This is a genomic window from Streptomyces sp. RLA012 (genome assembly GCF_056270325.1).
In genome coordinates this window covers 11049417-11069912 of the sequence record NZ_JBWDPA010000002.1, presented here as the reverse complement: position 1 = coordinate 11069912, position 20496 = coordinate 11049417, and the positions used below count along the sequence as shown (strand labels likewise).

Sequence of the window (20496 nt, the reverse complement as noted above, 5' to 3'; positions counted from 1 at the left end):
CGCATGGGCACATCCTCCCCGCGCATGCTCTTCGGAGCCGCCTACTACACCGAGTACCAGCCCTACGAGCGGCTGACACAGGACCTCGATCTGATGGCCGAGGCCGGCTTCAACGTCATCCGGGTCGGCGAGTCGGTCTGGTCGACCTGGGAACCCCGCGAGGGCCAGTTCGACCTCGACTGGCTGCAACCGGTGCTCGACGCCGCCCACGACCGCGGCATCAAGGCGATCGTGGGCACCCCGACCTACGCCGTCCCGCCGTGGCTGCGCCGCAAGTACCCGGAGACGGCAGCCCGTTCCCGCACCGGGGAGACCATCCCGTACGGCATGCGGCAGGACGCGGACTACTCGCACCCCGCCTTCCGGCATCTCGCCGAGCGGCTCGTCCGCAAGATTGTGGGGCGCTACGCCGACCACCCGGCAGTCATCGGCTGGCAGGTCGACAATGAGCCCGGCCTGCGGCTCTTCCACAACGACTCGGTGTTCCAGGGCTTCCTCGACCACCTCCGCGAACGCTACGGCGACGTCGAGACGCTCAACCGCCGCTGGGGGCTCACCTACTGGTCCCACCGGTTGCAGGACTGGGCGGACCTGTGGACCCCCGACGGCAACTCCACCCCGTCGTACGACCTCGCCTGGCGCCGCTACCAGTCCCGGCTGACCCAGGAGTACATCACCTGGCACGCCGAGCTGGTCCGCGGCCTCGTACCGGAGCACCACTTCGTCACCACCTGCGTCGCCCTCGGCCAGCAGGGCCTGGACATCTCGGCCATCGGCCGGCCCCTCGACGTCGCCGGGGCGAACATCTACTACGCCACCCAGGACGGGCTGGCCCTGCCGGGTCCCGACGAGCCGGACGGCGGACTGTATCCGTTCTTCGTGTCCTGGTCAGGACCCGCCTGGCTCTACCTCCAGAACGACATGGCGCGGGGCATCCGCCAGGAACCCTTCCTCGTCATGGAGACCAACGCCACCTCGATCGGCGGCTCCGCGGACAACTTCCCGCTCTACCGGGGCCAGGCCCGCCAGGCCGTGTGGAGCATGGTCGCGCGCGGCGCCAGGATGATCGAGTACTGGCACTGGCACTCCCTGCACTACGGCGCCGAGACCTACTGGGGCGGCATCCTCGGCCACAGCCTGGAGCCCGGCCGGACCTACCAGGAGCTCTCGGTGATCGCCGAGGAGCTCCAGCAGGCCGGCGCGGCGATCGACGGCCTGCGGCCCCGCAGCGACGTCGCGATGCTGCTCTCCGCCGACAGCCGCTGGGCCATGGAGTTCATGGGGCCGCTCAGGGGGAACACCCCTGCCTGGTTCGGCGACCCGCAGTCCTACGACCGCATCGTCGCCGCCTTCTACCGGGGGCTGTTCGACGCCGGGCTGTCCGTCGATGTCGTCTCCCCGGAGCAACTGCCGCCCACCCCTGAGGAGTTGGTGGACCGCTGGCCGGTGCTGATCGTCCCGGCGCTGTACATCGCGGACGACGCGACACTCGATCTGCTGCGCCGGTACGCCGAAGCCGGCGGCCATCTCGTCCTCACGCCCCGCACCGGCTACGCCGACGAGGAGGCCGTCGCCCGGCACACGGTCATGCCCGGAGTGCTGCGCCCCGCCGCGGGCGCGCACTACCAGGAGTTCACCAATGTGCTGGCCCCGGTCACGATCACCGAGGGGGACGGGACGTCGAACGGCCCCGCCCTGCACGGGCATGCCACCGCATGGGCCGACGGCCTGATCCCGGACGGCCCGGAAGGCGCCACCGTCCTGGCCGGGTACGAGCATCCGCACCTGGGCCGGTTCGCCGCCGTCACCACCCATGAGTACGGCGGCGGCCGGGTGACGTACGTAGGCACCGTCCCGGACCGCGAGCTCTCGCACAGCCTCGCGGACTGGGTCGCCGCGGTCTCACTTCCCTCCGACGCCTGGCGCGAGGACCGGCCGGCGTCCGTCACCTGCACATCGGCCGCAACCGCCGACGGCGCCGTCCTGCGCTTCGTCCACAACTGGGGCTGGGATCCGGTCGATTACCGCCTGCCGGGTGACGTCCGCGACCTGTTCACCGGTGCGCACCTCGCCGCCGAAAGCGCGCTCGCGCTCGGGCCCTGGGACGTCCGGGTGCTCATCGAGCGCACAGGCGACGCCCCCGTGGTGCCCCCTTCCCCCACCGCCCCCACTTCTTCTTCGAGGAGGACGCCGTGACCCGGCAGCCCACCCCCACCGACGCCCCGTCCGCGGACGAAGCCGAGTTCGCCAGGCGCCTCGGCGCGCTCACCCTGGAGCAGAAGGTGAGGCTGCTGACCGGCGCGGACTTCTGGTCCCTCCATCCCGAGCCCGCCGTAGGCCTGCGCCGGCTGGTCGTCTCGGACGGACCCGCCGGAGTCCGCGGCGAACTGTGGGACGAGCGCAGCCCCTCCGCCAACGTGCCCTCGCCCACGGCGCTGGCCGCCACCTGGGACGAGCCGCTGATCGAGCGGCTGGGCGGACTGCTCGCCCACGAGGCGCGCGGCAAGGGCGTGGACGTCCTCCTCGCCCCCACCGTGAACCTGCACCGCACTCCCTACGGCGGACGGCACTTCGAGTGCTTCAGCGAGGACCCGCTGCTCACCGCGCGGATCGGGGTCGCCTACGTCCGAGGTGTCCAGGGCGGCGGCGTCGCGGCCACCGTGAAGCACTTCGTCGGCAACGACTCGGAGACCGAGCGGATGACGGTCGACGCGCGGATCGGCGAACGAGCCCTGCGGGAGCTGTACCTGACGCCGTTCGAGCGAATCGTCGGCGAGGGCCGCGTCTGGGCCGTCATGGCCGCCTACAACGGGGTCAACGGGCACCCGATGACCGAGAGCCCGCTGCTGCGCGAGGTCCTGCACGACGACTGGGGCTTCGACGGGCTGGTGATGTCGGACTGGTTCGCCACCCGCACCACCGAGCAGTCCGCGCGCGCCGCGCTCGACCTGGTGATGCCCGGCCCGATCGGCCCGTGGGGCGATGCGCTGGTCGCCGCCGTACGCGAGGGCAAGGTCGACGAGGCGCTCGTGGACGACAAGGTGCTGCGGCTGCTGCGCCTCGCCGCCCGGGTCGGCGCGCTGAGCGATGTGCCCGCCACCGCCCGGCCACCGAAGTACGACACCGCGTCGGTGGCGGCCCGGCTGCGTGAGACCGCTGCCGCCGGGTTCGTGCTGGCCCGCAACGAGGACGCCGTACTGCCGCTGGACCGCACGGCCCTGAGCCGGGTCGCCGTCCTGGGCCCCAACGCCGCCGTGGCCCGGACCCTCGGCGGAGGCAGCGCCACCGTCTTCCCGCCCTACACCGTCTCACCGCTCGACGGCATCCGCGCCGCCCTGGGGGACGACGTCGAGGTCACCCACGGAGTCGGCGTCACCCCGCAGACCCGCATACCCGCAGCGGGTGTGTCCTACCTTCGCCACCCCGACGGCTCCGGCGAGGGCGTGGAAGTGCGCTTCCTCGCCGCGGACGGAACCCTGCTCGGCTCCGAGCGCCGCACCGGAGCCGCTTACACCTGGATGGGGTCCTACGGCCCCGGTGTGCCCACCGCTCAGGTCGCCCGGGTGGAGGTGCACACCGTGGTCCGCGCGGCCGACGCCGGCCGGTACGCGATCGGCGGCTCGGGCATCGGACGCTTCCGGATGTCCGTCGCGGGGACCGAGGTGTTCGACGTACGCCTCCAACTCCCGCCGGGCGCGGACCTGGTGGAGGGGCTGATGACTCCACCGCAGCGGCTCCATACCGTCGACTTGGCCGAGAACGAGGAGACCGAGGTCGTCCTCACCCACGACATCGTCTCCGTCTCCGCGGGCGACGCCATCGGCGACGCGGTCACCATGTTCCAGCTCAACCTCCAGCCGCCGCACGGCAGCGACGACGAGGAGATCGAGCGGGCCGTGGCCCTCGCCCGCGCGGCCGATGTCGCCGTGGTCGTGGTCGGCACCACCGAAGAGGTCGAGAGCGAGGGCTTCGACCGCGACAGTCTGGTCCTGCCCGGCCGGCAGGACGAACTCGTCCGCCGGGTCGCCGAGGCCAACCCCCGTACCGTCGTGGTGGTCAACTCCGGGGCTCCGGTGCTGCTCCCCTGGGCCGAGGAGGCGGCGGCGGTGCTGCTCGCCTGGTTCCCCGGGCAGGAATTCGGCAACGCGCTCGCCGATGTCCTGCTGGGCGTGGCGGAGCCGGGCGGGCGGCTGCCGACGGTCTGGCCCGCGTCCGAGCGGGGGCTGCCCGCCACCGAGCCGGTCGACGGCGTCCTCGCCTACGACGAGGGGCTGTTCATCGGCTACCGGGGCGACGGCCGTGCCGGATGGCAGCCGTCCCGCTACAGCTTCGGCCACGGACTCGGGTACACCACCTGGGACTACGTCTCGATCGACGTCCCCAGCGAGGCGCGGGCCGACGCCGACTTCACGGCAGAAGTACGGATACGCAACAGCGGCACGCGGCACGGCAAGGAGGTCGTGCAGGTGTACGCCGGCCGTTCGGGCGGTGCCGTTGAGCGCCCGGTCCGCTGGCTCGCCGGGTTCGCCGCGGTCGAGGCGGCGGCCGGCGAGGAGGTCGTCGTGACGGTGACGGTGGACGCGCGGGCGTTCCGGCACTGGGACACCGAGGCGGGCGGCTGGGCGGTCGAGCCGGGGACCTTCACCCTGGAAGCGGGCCCGTCGTCGACAGCCCTGCCGCTCACCGCCGACATCGCCGTCGGCCGGGGGTGAGCCGGTCATGAGCGGTACGCGAACGAAAGCGGAGAGGGAAGCGGAGCCGGTGGCCGCGCCCTGGCGGCAGACCGAGATCACCCTGACCGGGGCACGCGACCACGCCAACCCCTACACGGACGTCGACGTATGGGCCGAGTTCACCCATGAGTCCGGGACGGTCCTGCGCCGCCCGGCCTTCTGGGACGGCGGCCGGGTCTGGAAGGTCCGTTTCGCCTCCCCGCAGACGGACGGCCGCTGGACCTGGCGCAGCGGGAGTTCCGTCGCGGACGAAGGGCTGTCCGGGCAGGGCGGAACGCTCGTCGTCCGCCCCGCCGCGGACGACGGCAACGCCTTCCACCGGCACGGCTTCTGGCGGATGTCGCCCGGCGGACGCAGCCTGGTGCACGCCGACGGGACGCCCGCGCTGCTGGTCGGCGACACCGCCTGGGCCCTGCCCTGGCGGGCCACCGAGGAGCAGGTCACCCGGTACGCCGCCGACCGGCGGGCCAAGGGCTTCAACGCGGCCCTGCTGATGAGCGTCCAGCCCGACATGGACGCACGCGGGCCGCGCGACCGCACCGCCGACGAGGGGTTCGACGTCGGCTTCGAGGACCTGCCCACCGGGCACGTCAATGGGCTGAACCCGGCGTACTTCCAGTACCTCGACCGGCTGACGGGCATCCTCCGCGACCACGGGATCGTCCCCGTGCTCCAGCCGCTCTTCCACGGCTTCGGCTGGAAGGGCCTGCGGGTGGCCGGTCCGGTGGTCCCGCCGCAGGAGTACGCGCGCTACTGCCGTTATCTGGTCGCCCGCTACGGCGCCGCCCCCGCCGTCTATCTGGTCGGCGCCGACGGCGAGGGCAGCGAGCCGCAGATCGCGGCGGGCGGTGCGGAGGTCGGGCGCTGGGACGGCTACGGCCAGCCCTGCGGCATCCACTACCGGCCGCACTCCGACAACCGCGCCCACCAGAGCGAGGCATGGCTGCACTTCCAGTGGTGCCAGACCGGCCACATGGGCGGACACGTCCAGGAACGGGTCGCGGACATGTGGCGCAACACCCCGGCCAAGGCGGTCGCCAACGGCGAGCCGACCTATGAGAACACCGGCCGCCCCGGCCGGGCCGCGGGCTGGTGGCAGGGACACGAGGCCTGGAGCAACCTCTGCGCCGGCGGCACGATGGGCGTGGTGTACGGCGCGGCGAGCCTGTGGCAGTGGCGGCTGCACGCCGCCGAACCCGGCCACGAGGAGTTCTTCCTGGCCGAGGACGCGGGCTGGCGGGAGGCGCTGGACTTCGAGGGCTCACGCCATGTCGGGCTCATCTCCCGGATCCTCGACGGCTTTCCGCTGACGGACATGCGGCCGGACTGGCGATCCGCCCTGGCTCCCCGGGGCCTGTCCGTGCCCGGCGTGCTGTACCTCTGCTACGCGGAGGAGGGCGGCCCGCTGTTCGTCACCGATCCGGCGAACGTCCCACTCCCCTACCGGGTGGTCGACCCCCGGACCGGCGAGACCGTCCGCGAGGGCGTGCGCGCCACCGCCGGGGAGCCGGTGCCCGACGAGGGCGGTGCCCCGCGGGTGTACATCTGCCATGACCCGAACCGGAGTTGATCGCCGTGTACATCTGCCATGACCCGGGCCGGAGTTGATCCTTGTGCATGTCACACCGCCCGCCTTCGAGCACCACCGCGAGCCGCTGGGCATCGGCGAGTCCGCACCCCGCCTGAGCTGGCGCACGGTCACCGAAGCCACCGGCTGGCGGCAGGCCGCCCACCAGGTGGAGATCACCGCCGCCGACGGCACGGTCGTCGCCGACACCGGACGCGTGGCGTCCGCCGAGTCCCTCCTCGTCCCGTGGCCGGGGCCGCGCCTCGGCTCCCGGGAACGCGTCGGCGTACGCGTACGTGTCTGGGGTGAGGGCGAGGACGAGCCGTCGCCCTGGTCGGGGACCGCGTACGCCGAGACCGGACTCCTGGAGCCCGCCGACTGGACGGCGCGGCCCGTCACCCCGGACCGCGCCCCCGCCGGGGAGCCGCTGCCCGTCGCGCTGCTCCGCCGTGACTTCGCCCTCATCGGCCGCGTCGCCTCGGCCCGGCTGTACATCACCGCGTACGGCGTCTACGAGGCCGAGATCAACGGCGAGCCCGTCGGCGACCACGTCCTGGCCCCCGGCTGGACCTCCTACGCGCACCGGTTGCGCTACCAGACCTTCGACGTGACCCCACTGCTGCGGACCGGTGAGAACACCATCGGCGCGCTGCTCGGCGAGGGCTGGTACACCGGGCGTCTGGGCTTCCACGGCGGCAGGCGCAACATCTACGGTGACCACCGCGCGCTCCTGGCCCAGTTGGAGATCGTGTACGCCGACGACACGGCCGAGACCGTCGTGACCGACGAGCACTGGCGCACGGCGGTGGGTCCCGTGCTGCGTTCGGAGATCTACGACGGCGAGGCCTACGACGCGCGGCACGAGCGGCCGGGCTGGTCCGCGCCGGGACACGACGCGTCCGACTGGACACCCGTCCGCGAACTCGCGCCGCCTCGGGCCGAGTTGGTGGCACCGACGGGTCCACCCGTGCGACGCACCCAGACCGTCGCCCCGGTCGCGGTCACCACGACACCGTCCGGGAAGACCGTCCTGGACTTCGGACAGAACCTGGTCGGCCGGCTGCGCATCCGCGTCTCGGGCGCCGCCGGGCACGAGGTCACCCTGCGCCACGCGGAGGTGCTGGAGGACGGCGAACTGAGCACCCGCCCCCTGTGGGTCGCCCGCGCCACGGACAGCTACGTCCTGCGCGGCGAAGGCGTGGAGACAAACGAAGTCGTGGAGACCTACGAACCGCACTTCACCTTCCACGGCTTCCGATACGCCGAGATCGGGAACTGGCCCGGACCGCTCGACCCCGCCGACGTCGAGGCGGTCGTGGTCCACACGGACATGGCCCGCACCGGCTGGTTCGAGAGCTCCGACCCGCTGGTGAACCGGTTGCACGAGAACGTCGTGCAGGGCATGCGCGGCAACTTCCTGGATGTCCCCACGGACTGCCCGCAGCGCGACGAACGCATGGGCTGGACCGGCGACATCCAGGTTTTCGCGCCCACCGCGTCCTTCCTCCACGACTGCTCCGGCATGCTGGCCGGCTGGCTGCGCGACCTGTCCGCGGAACAGCTGGCACGGCCGGACGGTGTGCCGCCCCTGGTCGTCCCCGATGTGCTGCCGACCGCCTTCCAGGGCGTGGGCGCCCAGGCGGTGTGGGCCGATGTCGCGGTGCTCCTGCCGTGGACGCTGTACCAGCGATTCGGGGACCTGGAGGTGCTGCGCACCCAGTACCCGAGCATGCGGGCCTGGGGCGAGGCCACGATCCGGCTCACCGCCGAGGGTGACGGACTGTGGCGGCAGGACTTCCAACTCGGGGACTGGCTCGACCCGCAGGCCCCGCCGGACCATCCGGGCGAGGCGCGGACCGACGGCGACCTCGTCGCCAACGCGTATGTCATCCGTTCCACCGAGGTCCTCGCCGAAGCCGCCGAACTCCTGGACCGCGCCGGGCAGTTGGACGGCAAAGAGGACGCCGTCCGCTTCCGCGCGCACGCACAGTCCGTACGCGAGCGGTTCGCCGACCATTTCGTCACGCCGGACGGCCGGCTGGCCTCCGACGCCCAGACCGCGTACGCGCTGGCACTCGCCTTCTCGCTCCTGCCGACGGAACGTCAACGTCGGGGCGCCGCCGAACGGCTGGCGTACATCGTGCGCCGCGCGTCCTTCCGTATCGCCACGGGTTTCACGGGCACGCCGCTGATCTGCGACGCCCTGTGCGCGGCGGGCGAACCGCAGCTGGCCTACCGGATGCTCCTGGAGAAGGGCTGCCCGTCGTGGCTGTACCCGGTGACCATGGGCGCCACCACCGTCTGGGAGCGCTGGGACTCGATGCTGCCCGACGGCACCGTCAACCCCGGCGAGATGACCTCCTTCAACCACTACGCGCTCGGTGCCGTCGCCGACTGGCTGCACCGTACGGTCGCGGGTCTCGCCGCCGCCGAACCCGGCTGGCGGCGGCTGCGTGTCGCCCCGGTCCCGGGGGGCGATCTGACGTGGGCGAAGGCGGCCCACGACACCCCGTACGGGAGGGCCGAGGCGGGCTGGCGTATCGAGGGCATCAACGGGGACACCCTCGTCGTCGAGGCGGTGGTCCCCCCGAACACCCGGGCCGAGGTCCAACTCCCGGACGGCAGCGACCCGTTCGAGATCGGCTCGGGACGCCACACGTTCCGCCGTCCCTACACCGCCCCGGCCTGGCCGCCGACCGCGATCCGGTACCCGTGAACCTCAGTCGGCCGAAGCCCGGACGGTCCGCCCGGGCTCGGCGGCAGATCCCTGACAACCAACTGGCCCGTACCCAACCACTTGTGGGAGCGCTCCCAGGAGGGTCAGGATGCCACCCATGGACCAACAGCCGCTCATTCGCGCCTACCGGCCCACCGACCGTGCAGGCGTGGCGAACGTGTGCGTGCGCACTGCGGACGCAGGAGGGGACTCGCGCACCCTCTACCCCGACGAGGAGTTGATGCCGGCCCTCTTCGCCGAGCCCTACTGCCATCTGGAGCCCGAACTGGCCTTCGTGCTGGACGACGGCACCGGCCGGGCCGTCGGCTACATCGTCGGCACTGCGAACACCGGAGAGTTCGTCAGACACTTCCGTGACAGTTGGATCCCGCGCGTCGCGCACCGCTACCCCAAGCCCACCACACCACCCCGTACACCCAGCGAGCAGATGGTCGTGCTGCTGCACACCCCCGAGCGCATGATCGTGCCCGAACTCGCCGGCCATCCGGCGCACTTGCACATCGATCTGCTGCCGGACTTCCAACGACGCGGCTACGGCCGGGCGTTGATGAACATCTTTCTGGCCGCGCTGCACGACCGTGGGGTGCCCGCTGTGCACCTGGGCATGGTCACCGCCAACACCGCCGCGCGGGCGTTCTACGACCGTCTCGGCTTCCAGGAGATCCCCGTGCCAGACCCTGGCTCTCTCACATACCTGGGCAGGCCGACAGCCGTCTGAACGCGGTCACGGACGAACGGTGGAAGGACCGCCCGTGCGACAGCGACGTCCCATCGCCGCCGCCGGAAAACCGGATGACCACAGATCGCACGGCTGTCTAGTCTCACCGGTATGAACGGTGCCGGGCGACTGCTGAACGTCGTCGATGTCGAAGCGACCTGTTGGGACGGCCGGCCCCCGCCGGGATCCCCGAGCGAGATCATCGAGATCGGCCTGACAGTCGTCGATCTGGGCACGGCCGAACGGGTCGAGAAGCACCGCATCCTGGTGATGCCCGCGCGCTCGGCCGTCAGCCCGTTCTGCACGGAGCTGACGGGGCTCACCCAGGAGGAGGTCACGGCCGGGGTCAGTTTCGCGGAGGCCTGCCGCCTTCTGGCCACCCGACACCGTGCGGGCGAGCGGCCATGGGCCAGCTGGGGCGACTACGACCGCCACCAGTTCACCCGCCAGTGCGGCGCGACCGCAGTCGCGTACCCCTTCGGCCGTCGGCACACCAACGCCAAAGCGGTCTTCACCAACGCCCACAGCCTGCGCAAGCGGCCCGGCATGGCGCAGGCCCTGCGCATCGCGGGGCTGCCGCTGGAGGGGCGACACCACCGGGGTGAAGACGACGCCTGGAACATCGCCGCCCTGATCCTCGACCTCGTCGGACGGCGAGCCTGGCCGGACGCACAGGTCCACTAGCAGGGCTTCACCCCGATGTGCAGGCCGTGTTCGTAAGGAAGGTCTTTCAGGGTTCGGACGTGGTCGTAGCCTGCCCGCCGCAGCCATTCTTCGTACTCGCACGACGGGTAGGCCATGCCCTGGCCGCTGGCCAGGGCATTGAGGTAGAGCGAGAGGCGGGCCGAGTACCAGCCCTCGGTCTCATCGTCCGAGGCGTTGTACCCGTAGATCAGGACTCGTCCGCCGGGCGGCAGGATGTCCCGGGCCTTCACCAGCAACGTGGTGATCTGCTCGGCGGAGAAAATCTCCAGTACGTGGCTGAACAGCACGGTGTCGGCGCCTGTTGGGAAAGGATCGGCGAACAGGTCGCCCGGGTGGATGGTGATCCGGTCCTCGACGTCCGGTGCGATGGTCCGCTCGGCGATGTGCGACACACTGGGAATGTCGAAGATGGTCGAGGTCAGTTCCGGGTGGCGCGCGACGAGCCGGCTGCTGGTGGTGCCGTCGCCGCCGCCCACATCGAGCAGCCGACGTACCGAGGCGAACTGGCCACTGTCCACCAGCGCGTCTACGCTGCGCAGGGTGAACGCGGTCATGGCGCGGTGGAAGACGATCTCCAATTCGGGTGTGCGCCGGAGCCTTTGGTAGAGCGTCGGCTCGCTGCCCGGATACGCGGACAGGGCGGTGTTCGTACCGGCTCTGAGCGCGTCGGTCAGATGGGCGAAGGCGGGGTAGTACACCTCCCTCCAGCCGACCAGAATGTGACGCCAGCTGTCGGGGCTGTCGCCGGTGAGCATCTCCTCGGCCACACGAGAGTTCTCGTACGTGCCGTCGTGCCGTTCGAGCAGTCCGGTGGTGCAGACGGCGTGCAGCAGCACGCGCAGCGAGTGGGATGGCAGTCCGGTGGCGGATCTCAGGTCGTCGAACGACGACGGCCGGCCCGACAGGGTGGTGAACAGGTCCAATTCCAGTGCGGTGACAAGGGCGTTGAACAGGGCTGGGGCATTCACCAGGAGATGGAAACGCTCAAGGACCGAGTCCGGTGGGGCCTTGTCCGTATCCCTATCCGTATCCGCATCCCTATCCGCATCCCTATCCGCATCCGTATCCGTGTCTGTCTCCTCGTCCTTGGGCTCGTGCTCGTGCCTGTGCCTGTGCTTGCGCTTGGTCGGAAAGTTCATCGCGGCGCGGTCCTCATCGGCTGGACTGCCTGTCGGGGCAGGGGGCTGGCTCATGGCTTTTGACGCTCACTCCGGTCAGCGGCCCCGAACCGGCCAGGGCGCGGTGAATCAGGCGGTCGGAAGTGCCGTGGTCCAGGACGTAGTTGTGCAGGAGACGCACGTTGTCCCACACGGCGATGTCGCCTACGGCCCACCGCCAACGCACCGTGCGTTCGGGAACGAGGGCGTGGTGCATGAACAGGTCCAGCAGGGTGTGGCCTTCCAGGTCGGACAGGCCCTCGATCGTCGATACGCAGTTGGGGTTGAGGACCAGGGACCGGCGGCCGCCTGCGCCGTGCTCGACGGCGACGAGCGGGTGGCACACCACTGGCATGGCCAGCAGCCGGTCACGCTGGAGCGGGTCGGCGTCCGGCGCGAGCCAGTCCGTGTACAGACGGCGTACGTCGTGACGGCAGCTCAGGCCGTCCGCGAGGGTACGCAACGGCGGCGACAGCGCCGCGTAGGCCCCCGCCAGGTCGGCGAAGAGGGTGTCGCCGCCTGCCGGCGGCACGCGTGCCGCCTGGAGCAATGAGTACGTGGGCACCTCGCGGACAAAAGTGCAGTCCATGTGCCAGTTGGTGCCGTGCCTGTTGTGAGCGTCCCGGCAGCGTATGTCCCGCGGGCGGACGTCCCCGGTCTGGTTCGCCAGTACCTCGGGGTGGTCGGGCAGCCCCTGTTTGAGCGGGTGGGCGGGCAGCACGTCGCCGAGCAGGGCGGCGAAGTCGACCAGAGCCGCCGGATCGGCCGGCTGGCCGCGCAGGAAGAGCACGCCGTGTTCCTTGAGCAGTTCTCGGAGTCGGTCGGCGTCGGCCGACACCGCGCGGCGGACGTCGAGCCCTGACACCTGTGCGCCAATGCTCCCGGTGAGTCGATCGATCTTCCACGTTTCGTCTGGCATGTGGCCGAGCCACCTCCTCCTCCTTGGTCCCATGGATTCGAGCTGTGCCGTGAGACCTCAGGTGGAGGCCGCGAGCACCACGTTCTCCATCGCGCCGCCCTGGGCCACGCCGATCACCCCGCTGCGTCCGTCCGGGTAGTAGCGCGCGTACACCCCGCCCGGCCGACCGCCGAAGAGCAAAGGGCTCAGAACCGGTGCCACCGCGACGCAGTACGGCTGCGTGCCGGGGTCTTCGACCATCTCCAGCTCGTAGCGGGCCGGTTCCACGTACTCCTGCACGATGGCGTCACGGGCGCCCAGCGCCCGGGTGACGCTCGCCTCCCACTGGGGGCTTGGGCACGAGCGGCCGAGCACCACTCCGCGGCCCACCATGCCCACAGCCGGCTTGAGCACGAACAACTCCCGATGTGCGGTCAGGAGCTGCCGCAGGTCCACCGGGTCGCCCCTCCACTGGACCTTGCCCTCCTGGACGACACGGGTCCAGGGCACGTACTGGTGCACCAGCCGCCGGTCGTTGTCGGACATCCAGGGCCTGCCCTCCGAAAGCCAGGCCAGCAGGCGCTTGTTGGCCAGCAGGTAGCTGCTTTCCGGCGGGTAGAGGACGCAGCCCGCGGCAAGCAGGGCATGCACCGGGCCGAGCGGTTCACCGCGTGAGACCCAGTCACCGGGGCTGAAGTAGCGCAGCGCCAGCGGGAACCGCAAGCTGCCCGGACGGCCGATTTTCTGTGGCAGGTCGCACGGCTCAAGAACCTCGGCGTCGAAACCCCGCTCACGCAGATGGGCGGCTTCGCCGTCGAAATACCGGGTGGACTCTCCCCGGCGGTCCACCCGGTTGCCCACCAACGCCACCGCCCTCGGCACCCCGAGTTCGGCACACACGTCCTCGAACAGCTCGGCGCGGGCCACGAACGGGTCGTCCGCCGCGAAGGGCAGCGTCCGTCCCGGCCCTCCGTAGAGGCGCATCCATGCCTGCCCGAATCCGTGTGTCTCGGTGGGACCGCCGAACGCCCCGCTGACATTGAACTCGACGAAGCATGGGCCGTTCGGCCCGATCACCACGTCCGGGCGCGCCATGGCATCGCAGTGGCGCAGCTCGAAGGCGTCGTCGTCAATGAAGAACGGGAAGGATCGAGCGGTGGGCCTGACGCCCAGGGCCGCCAGTCTGCCCCGGCGGGCGGGCGCTGCCTCCAGCACGGCCCGGCGCAGCAGGCCGAGCAGCCCTCGAGCAGCGGTGAACAGCTCGTCGTAGGCGGACCGGGAGACCGCGAACGGTTCCAGGGGGACCGGTTGCACGTGCAGCCACGTTCCGCAGTCGCGCAGCTCGTGGCGGAGCACCCGGCTGATGTCGTCTGCGGAGCTGCGGTGCGTTGTCGGGAAGGGACGGGCACCGGGCCACGGGTGGGTTTCCAACTCCACTGGCGCCAACCTTTCGTGCGACGTGGTGAGCGGCTGGAGGTACTGCTGTGCGGTCAGGGCCGTCGAGTCGGAATGTCATGGGGCGGCCCGGTGAAGCGGACCGTGCCGTCGACGACAGCGAGCGACTCCGTCCGGCGCGTCCCTCCGGTGGTCACCGGACATGGCGGGTTCCCGGGCGGCGCCCTGCACCAGAGGTCGGCACCGTACAGCGGAGGTCGGCGCCGTACAGCAGAGTTCCGTTCAGGCGAGCAGTGCTCTGTCCGGTGACCAGGGAGCCGTTCGCGGGCCGTTCATACGGCTCCGACGATGACGGCGGCCACGTCGGCGGCGTCCTGCACCAGATGCACTTCGTCGTCCCGCGGCGGCTGGTAGTCGCCGTGTGTGTAAGTGCCCGACGCGTGGATCACCACGGTTCTGTCCGGACCGATGAGCCCGCGCCGCACGCCCTCCCGCACACCGGTCATGGCCATCACCAATGACCATTCGGCCAGTTGGTCCGGCTTCTCGGGCAAAGAGACTCCGGCATCGGCCAGTTCGTCCCGGACGGCCTGGTAGTGCCGCAGGCACTCGTACCGTGACACCACGATGCCACCGCCGCCGAACTTGCCGATGATGTCGTTCATGCGTTCCGCCGTGGGCGGCCGGTGGGTGTAGAAGGTCGGGTCGAGAATCTCGTTCGGGCTGTCCGTCGTGTACGGAAAGCACGGTTCGGTGTCCTGGTGGTACAGCCGTGTGTCCGAGTCCCAGGCGAACGGGGGCGCGTTACGGCGGTCGAAGCTGCCGAAGCGCTGGCTGAGCACCATGTCGGGGGTATGCAGGTGCTGGACGAGAAAGGACTCCGGGCGCTGGGCGGATGAGGCCTCGCCCGCGTTCTCCAGCAGGTCCCGGCCGGTGTGGTAGCCGAGCAGCCCGAAGGCGCTGGAGACGGCATGGGCGTGCAGCCGCGCTTCACCGGGCAGGATCGGGGCGACATCGTGCTCGAACAGAGCCCGTGTGGCGTCGGCCACGATGTAGTTGGACAGATCCAGCGAGAACCACAGCCGGCCGCCGGTGCGCCGGGCCCAGTCTGCCGCGTGCTCGCGCACGAACGCGCGGGTCAGCGGCTTGACGTCCTCGGCCTGCCGACCCGTGTAGATGAGGACAGGGTTGAGGGAGCGGAGCTCGGGGTCGGTGGCCAGCCGGCTGCGCCGCAGCTTGCCTCGGCAGTCGGCCGGACAGATCGTCACCACCCGCAGCTGGTGCGGCTCGGCGAGGCCGAGGTCCAGGGCCCGGAGCACGGCGTCACGCAGTGCCGTGCCCTTGTTGGCTGAGGTCGGGGTGACCAGCACCACTGGTACCCCGGTGCGCCGCACGTGTTCAACGGCTCGGGCCACGATGAGCAGGGACGCCAGAGTCTTGGTGGTCTGCGTGGCCGGGTTGCCGGTCAGGTCGAGCAGCCGTACGCGCCGCCCCTGTAGATCCCTCAGCGGACGCCAGGAGACAGTGGCAGCGGAAAAATACTCGCGGATCCTGTCATCCAGCTCCGGGAAGTCGAACCCGGGCCGGAAGCCGTCCGGGTCCGGACGATCCACGCGTTCCTGGCCGCAGGACGCCACAATGTCGGAGAGTCGCTGGTAATGGTCGAGGACCGGATTGCGCGTCACCGTCCCGGCGCTCGGATGCGTCATCTCGGTCGTGCCTCCGGAACTGGCCGGGGACCCGCTTCAAGTCCGTTCACAGTGGCCTCTGCCTCCTGTCGTCGAGGTGCTCCCGAACTGATCCATGGGCGCGAGAGACGATGAGTGATGCGCGATGGGTCATGCGCGATGGGTCATGCGCGATCTCGCACCGGTCGCGCCGCGTCACCTGCCGAGAATCGACCTCAGCACTGCCACGTAGTCGGAACCGGTGTCGAGTGGGCCGTACTTGGGCACGTCGGCCGGACCGATGAGGGAGTCCAGAGGGGTGACGACGACGCCGTAGTCGGGCCGGTGCTTGTACTGGATCGACATCCGGTCGCGGAATACCGCGCTCACGCGGTGCGGAGCCGCCCGGTGCAGCCCATTCGACCAGCGCTGCACGTAATCGGCAAGAAGGACGAACAGCGCGCCCTCGACGACGGGGACCTGTAGCCACGTCCCGTCCGGATCACGGACATCCAGGCCCGGTTCGTCCTGGTCGATGATGGTCAGCAGGGACAGGTCGATATGCGGCGACATCGCGTAGTTCACTTTCGAACCGACGCGGGACAAATGGCCGGCACCGTAGAAGTTGAGACCGAGGCGGTGCAGCGGCGCGCCCGAATGTCCTGTGAAAGAGTTCTCTTCCAGCCCCAGGTCCAGGGCGCAGGCGGCGAGAATTGCGTCGCCATCCGCGTCAGGTGGCCGAAGAGTTCCACAGACTTCGGGAAATGTTCGTGATAGAAGTCCACGGAGTCCGGCATGGCAAGGTCATCGGTGATGTTGCCGATCCGGTACTGCTCGCAGGCCTCGGTGCCACTGTGGGTACGGCTCCTTTCTCGGCCGAGCCCGCGGTAACCCAGAAACTGGGACTCCTCCGTGGCGTCGTATCTGTTCTTCTCCGCCACGGGCAGCTGGTAGAACCGCCGCATCTCCTCGTAGACCTCTTTGACAAGCCCCGCGGGCACACCGTGGTTGTGTACGAAGAAGTAGCCCTCGCGCCGGCAGACGCCGCCGATCGCTTCGGCGACTGCCGCCCGTTCCTTCGAGGTCCACCCGGCCGGGTGTCCCGGCAGTTCTACGTGCGGTACCACCCCGTATCCCCTCTTTTTGATCGATCGGAAGACCGCATGCCGGCTGCCCCGTCCGGGAGCCTGACGCCTGCGATGACCGTCATCGTGGCGGGGCCCACGCAGACCAGGACAGCTGTACGAACACTAATTCTTTTCCGATACGCCGACGTTCCCCGGCGAAACCGTTGCTTCGAACCTTCGACCTTTGGGTAAGACCTCACAGAGAACAACCCTGGCGACCATGGATTCGATTCTTGTCGACGCCCGAATGGCGCCCCAATGCCGTGTCATCTTGTGAGTCCTCACACATGCAGCACAACCCCAGGGGAACGAGTTTCAGACAGCTTGCGGGCAGTCGGGAGAGGCCAATTATCGGCTCGAAATGCGGCCGGTTGGGACAGTCGTCTTTCATTCGGCTCCCCTGATACTCCAGGGAATAGAACAGCAGAACAGGGAGCGCCCGGAAGAGGGACGGGATGTGGCCGAATATGCCGTCCTGGCCGCCGGTCCCGGTCTTCCCTTCGTTCGGCACGTGTCCGACACTGAAATGCACCGGGCAGATTCAGAACTTCTCTCCGGCCCTTTGACGGACGTGCCGGAGTACACGGCGCACGAGGGGCGCACTCCTGGCGCACCCGACAGCATTTCTCCGGGCCGTTCCCCCAGTCGGGCTGCCCGACGTATCTCATGACGACGATCGATGGAGCTCCCGATGATGCTCAACAGCTTCGATGAATGGTCGCCGCTCAAGGAGGTGGTGGTCGGCTCCGCGACGAACTACACCTCACACCACCGGGAGTTGTCCTTCGATCTCTTCTTCCACGACAACATCGCCGGCGACAACTCCTCGCGCTCCGAGTGGTACTACCCCCGCCTGACCGCCGGCGGCCTCGGAAATCCTGCGCCCAGCGGCACAGCGCCGATCAAGCAACGCTATGTGGAGGAACTGACCGAGGACCTGGCCGGCATCGTGAGCGCGCTCACCACGCTGGGCGTCACCGTGCACCGGCCCATGGACGTGGATGCCGGGACCGCCGAGGTGCGCACTCCCGGCTGGAGCGCGTCCGTGGTGCCTCCGCTCAACGTACGGGACAACACGCTCATTCTCGGAGACGAGATCATCGAGACGCCGCCCATGATCCGCTCCCGCTACTTCGAGACCCAGTTCCTCAAGCCCGTCTTCCAGCGGTACTTCGAGCAAGGGGCCCGCTGGACGGTGATGCCGCGGCCGCTGATGACCGACGCGTCCTTCGATCTGTCCTACGCACGCGTCAGCACCGTGGGCGGCCCCACCGAACCCATCGCGGCTCCGCAGCCCTCCTGCTACGACGTCGGCACCGAGATGATGTTCGACGGAGCGCAGGTGCTCCGACTCGGCCGCGATCTGGTCGTCAACATTTCCACGGCCAACCACGCGATGGGCTGCGACTGGCTGGAGCGCCACTTGGCGGACCGCTTCCGCATCCACCGGGTGCACCGACTCAGTGACAGTCACATCGACAGCATGGTCCTGGCGCTGCGGCCGGGCACCTTGCTCGTCCGCTCGCCCGCCGTACGCGACAAGCTGCCGGAGAGGCTGCGCTCCTGGGACCTGATCGTTCCGCCGGCCCCGAAACACAACCACTTCCCCTCGTACGACAATGACGACCTGGTCCTCGCCAGCCCCTTCATCGACTTGAACGTGCTGTCGGTGTCGCCGGAGACGGTGCTCGTCAATGACGCCTGCCCGGAGCTGATGCGGACGCTGGAGAAGCACGAGTTCACCGTGGTCCCGGTGCGCCACCGGCACCGTCGGCTGTTCGGCGGTGGATTCCACTGCTTCACTCTGGACACGGTCCGCCAGGGAGAAGCAGAGGACTACCTGTCCTGAAGGGAGAACTCCCCAGAGGAGACCACATGCCCGCCCATGCTCGGATCACCGGAGTCGGAACCGCGGTGCCGCCGGTCTCCTACAGCCAGCCGGAACTCCTGGAGATCTTCGGCGTCACCGATCCGTCGATCCGTTCGATCTTCCTGAACAGCACCATCGAGCGGCGCGGCCTGACCCTGCCGCCACTGCTCCGGGACCGTTCCGCCGCAGCCGAAACCCAGGGTGAACTCCTGGCCAAGCACACGGCCGAGGGTCTGCGTCTCGGCCGGGAGGCGGTGCTCGCCTGTCTGACGGACAGCGGTCAGGACGTGACGGACGTACGCCACCTGTGCTGTGTCACCTCGACCGGTCTGCTCACCCCGGGGTTCTCCGCACTCCTGCTCAGGGACATGGGACTGAGCACCACGTGCTCTCGTCTGGACGTCGTGGGGATGGGCTGCCACGCCGGGCTCAACGCGCTGTCCTCGGTGGCCGGGTGGTCTCGGTGTCACCCGGGCGAGCTGGCACTCATGGTGTGCATCGAGGTGTGCTCAGCGGCCTACGTCTTCGACGGCACGCGGCGCACCTCCGTGGTCAACAGCCTCTTCGGTGACGGGGCCGCGGCCGTCACGGTGACCACCGGCGGCGTCGCGGCGACCACCGGCGGCCAGGACCCGTCGTCCCCCCGGCCCGAGCTGCTGCGCTTCGGCAGCCGGACCATCCCCGAGGCGGTGGACGCCATGCGTTTCGTCTGGGACGACGAACAGCACAAGTTCAGCTTCTTCCTCGATGCCCAGGTGCCCTACGTGATCGGCGCCCACGCGGAAGAAGCCCTGGAACGGCTCCTCGCGGGGACAGGGGTGGCCCGCTCCGACGTGGGTCACTGGGTGGTGCACGCCGGCGGCAAGAAGGTGGTGGACTCGGTGCGCATCGGCCTCGGCCTGAGCCGACATGACGTCCGGCACACGACCGGGGTGCTGCGCGACCACGGCAACCTGTCCAGCGGCTCCTTCCTCTTCTCGTACCAACGGCTGGTCGACGAGGGCACGGTGACGCGGGGAGACATCGGAGTCCTGATGACGATGGGCCCGGGATCGACCATCGAGATGGCCCTCGCACGGTGGTGACGGGCCGTAAGGAGGCGGGGCGATGCGGCCGAACAGCGAGCAGGAGCATGCGTCGGACGAGCTCGGGCTGTGCGTGGACGTGGACGGCACACGTCCATGGCCGGAGTTGACCGCGGAGCTCAACGCGGCGTGCGATCGGGTGGAGAGCCGAGTGGACCACACCGTGCTGCGGCTGCGGCTGCTACCGGTACCGGCCGACCGTCGGGCCTGGCCGCCCGCACAGGCCGATGTGCAGGACGTCAACCGTTGGGAGCGTGCTGTGCGCCGTCTCGAACGGCTGCCGGCGATGATCGTCAGCACGGCCGTCGGCGTCTGCGGGGGCCCGGCGCTGGACCTGCTCCTCGCCAGTGACTTCCGGATCGGCGATCCGGGCCTGCTGCTGATGCTGCCCGTGAACGACGGACACTTCTGGCCCGGCATGGCGGTGTACCGGCTCGCTCAGCAACTCGGCACCGCCAGAGCCCGGCAGATCGTGCTGTGGGGCGATGACCTGGACGCCGAGCGGGCGCATGAGCTCGGTCTCATCGACCAGCTCAGCGACGACCTGGCAGCGGCGGCCCACACCGCCGTGGTGCTGATGGGACGGATCTCCGACCGGGAACTGGCCGTGCGGCGGCAACTGCTCCTCGAGGCCCCCGCCGCCGAGTTCCAGGATGCGCTGGGTGCCCATCTGGCGGCCTGTGACCGGGAATTGCGACGGCTGGCCGTCGTGCGCCGCCACGAGATGGGGGACACATGACGTGCGACGCGCCGGTGTCCCCGGTCGCTCCGCTGCCGCGGCCTCCCGCGCCCACCGGTCGACTCCGGACGGACCACAGGTCTACGACGTGCCGACCG

Annotated in this window: 15 protein-coding genes; 9 read left to right on the top strand and 6 right to left on the bottom strand. The window is 70.0% G+C overall.

Translation table 11 applies throughout. The features are described from left to right. The first annotated feature begins 3 nt into the window (after positions 1-3). The 6 genes from RV986_RS50335 to RV986_RS50310 all read left to right on the top strand — a co-directional run bounded on the left by RV986_RS50335 (position 4) and on the right by RV986_RS50310 (position 10439). Entirely contained in the window at positions 4-2196 is a 2193-nt protein-coding gene (locus RV986_RS50335; RefSeq protein ID WP_475923809.1) for a beta-galactosidase, read from the top strand. Then, positions 2193-4712, top strand: a complete 2520-nt coding sequence (locus RV986_RS50330) for a glycoside hydrolase family 3 protein (protein WP_475923808.1) — start codon at positions 2193-2195, stop codon at positions 4710-4712. The genes RV986_RS50335 and RV986_RS50330 overlap by 4 nt, the downstream gene beginning before the upstream one ends. 7 nt (positions 4713-4719) lie before the next feature. Next, positions 4720-6303, top strand: coding sequence for a glycoside hydrolase family 140 protein (locus tag RV986_RS50325; protein WP_475923807.1), 1584 nt, complete (start codon positions 4720-4722; stop codon positions 6301-6303). Between the two features lie 43 nt (positions 6304-6346). Continuing rightward, positions 6347-9016, top strand: coding sequence for a family 78 glycoside hydrolase catalytic domain (locus RV986_RS50320; RefSeq protein ID WP_475923806.1), 2670 nt, complete (start codon positions 6347-6349; stop codon positions 9014-9016). A 118-nt stretch (positions 9017-9134) separates the two neighbouring features. Beyond that, on the top strand, positions 9135-9755 hold the full coding sequence (locus RV986_RS50315; RefSeq protein ID WP_475923805.1) for a GNAT family N-acetyltransferase: 621 nt from the start codon (positions 9135-9137) through the stop codon (positions 9753-9755). Between the two features lie 111 nt (positions 9756-9866). Continuing rightward, the gene (locus RV986_RS50310) at positions 9867-10439 is read left to right on the top strand and encodes a 3'-5' exonuclease (protein WP_475923804.1); all 573 of its coding nucleotides are present in this window, start codon (positions 9867-9869) and stop codon (positions 10437-10439) included. Here RV986_RS50310 and RV986_RS50305 read toward each other — a convergent pair. From RV986_RS50305 to RV986_RS50280, 6 genes are all read right to left on the bottom strand, one after another. Beyond that, positions 10436-11653 (bottom strand): methyltransferase, encoded by a 1218-nt coding sequence (locus RV986_RS50305; RefSeq protein ID WP_475923803.1) that lies wholly within the window; start codon positions 11651-11653, stop codon positions 10436-10438. The genes RV986_RS50310 and RV986_RS50305 overlap by 4 nt on opposite strands. Further along, positions 11613-12536, bottom strand: a complete 924-nt coding sequence (locus tag RV986_RS50300) for a TauD/TfdA dioxygenase family protein (RefSeq protein ID WP_475923802.1) — start codon at positions 12534-12536, stop codon at positions 11613-11615. Before RV986_RS50300 ends, RV986_RS50305 begins: the two co-directional genes overlap by 41 nt. A 57-nt stretch (positions 12537-12593) precedes the next feature. Then, positions 12594-13952 (bottom strand): ATP-grasp domain-containing protein, encoded by a 1359-nt coding sequence (locus RV986_RS50295; protein ID WP_475923801.1) that lies wholly within the window; start codon positions 13950-13952, stop codon positions 12594-12596. A gap of 290 nt (positions 13953-14242) precedes the next feature. After that, entirely contained in the window at positions 14243-15619 is a 1377-nt protein-coding gene (locus RV986_RS50290) for a DUF6002 family protein (RefSeq protein WP_475923800.1), read from the bottom strand. Positions 15620-15793: 174 nt separating this feature from the next. Further along, positions 15794-16183: a 2OG-Fe(II) oxygenase family protein gene (locus RV986_RS50285; RefSeq protein ID WP_475923799.1), complete on the bottom strand. Its 390-nt coding sequence runs from the start codon at positions 16181-16183 to the stop codon at positions 15794-15796. Further along, positions 16159-16704: a 2-oxoglutarate and iron-dependent oxygenase domain-containing protein gene (locus tag RV986_RS50280; protein ID WP_475923798.1), complete on the bottom strand. Its 546-nt coding sequence runs from the start codon at positions 16702-16704 to the stop codon at positions 16159-16161. The genes RV986_RS50285 and RV986_RS50280 overlap by 25 nt, the downstream gene beginning before the upstream one ends. A gap of 691 nt (positions 16705-17395) precedes the next feature. On the opposite strand from RV986_RS50280, the gene RV986_RS50275 reads away from it, so the two are divergent. Genes RV986_RS50275 through dpgB form a run of 3 tightly spaced genes read left to right on the top strand, consistent with a single transcriptional unit; the run spans position 17396 to position 20398 of the window. Next, positions 17396-18553, top strand: coding sequence for a glycine amidinotransferase (locus tag RV986_RS50275; RefSeq protein WP_475923797.1), 1158 nt, complete (start codon positions 17396-17398; stop codon positions 18551-18553). 26 nt (positions 18554-18579) lie between these two features. After that, positions 18580-19659: a 3,5-dihydroxyphenylacetyl-CoA synthase DpgA gene (gene dpgA, locus RV986_RS50270; RefSeq protein ID WP_475923796.1), complete on the top strand. Its 1080-nt coding sequence runs from the start codon at positions 18580-18582 to the stop codon at positions 19657-19659. 22 nt (positions 19660-19681) lie between these two features. Continuing rightward, positions 19682-20398 carry an enoyl-CoA-hydratase DpgB gene (gene dpgB / locus RV986_RS50265; protein WP_475923795.1) on the top strand — a complete coding sequence of 239 codons (717 nt, stop codon included), beginning with the start codon at positions 19682-19684 and terminating at the stop codon, positions 20396-20398. Positions 20399-20496: the final 98 nt, after the last annotated feature.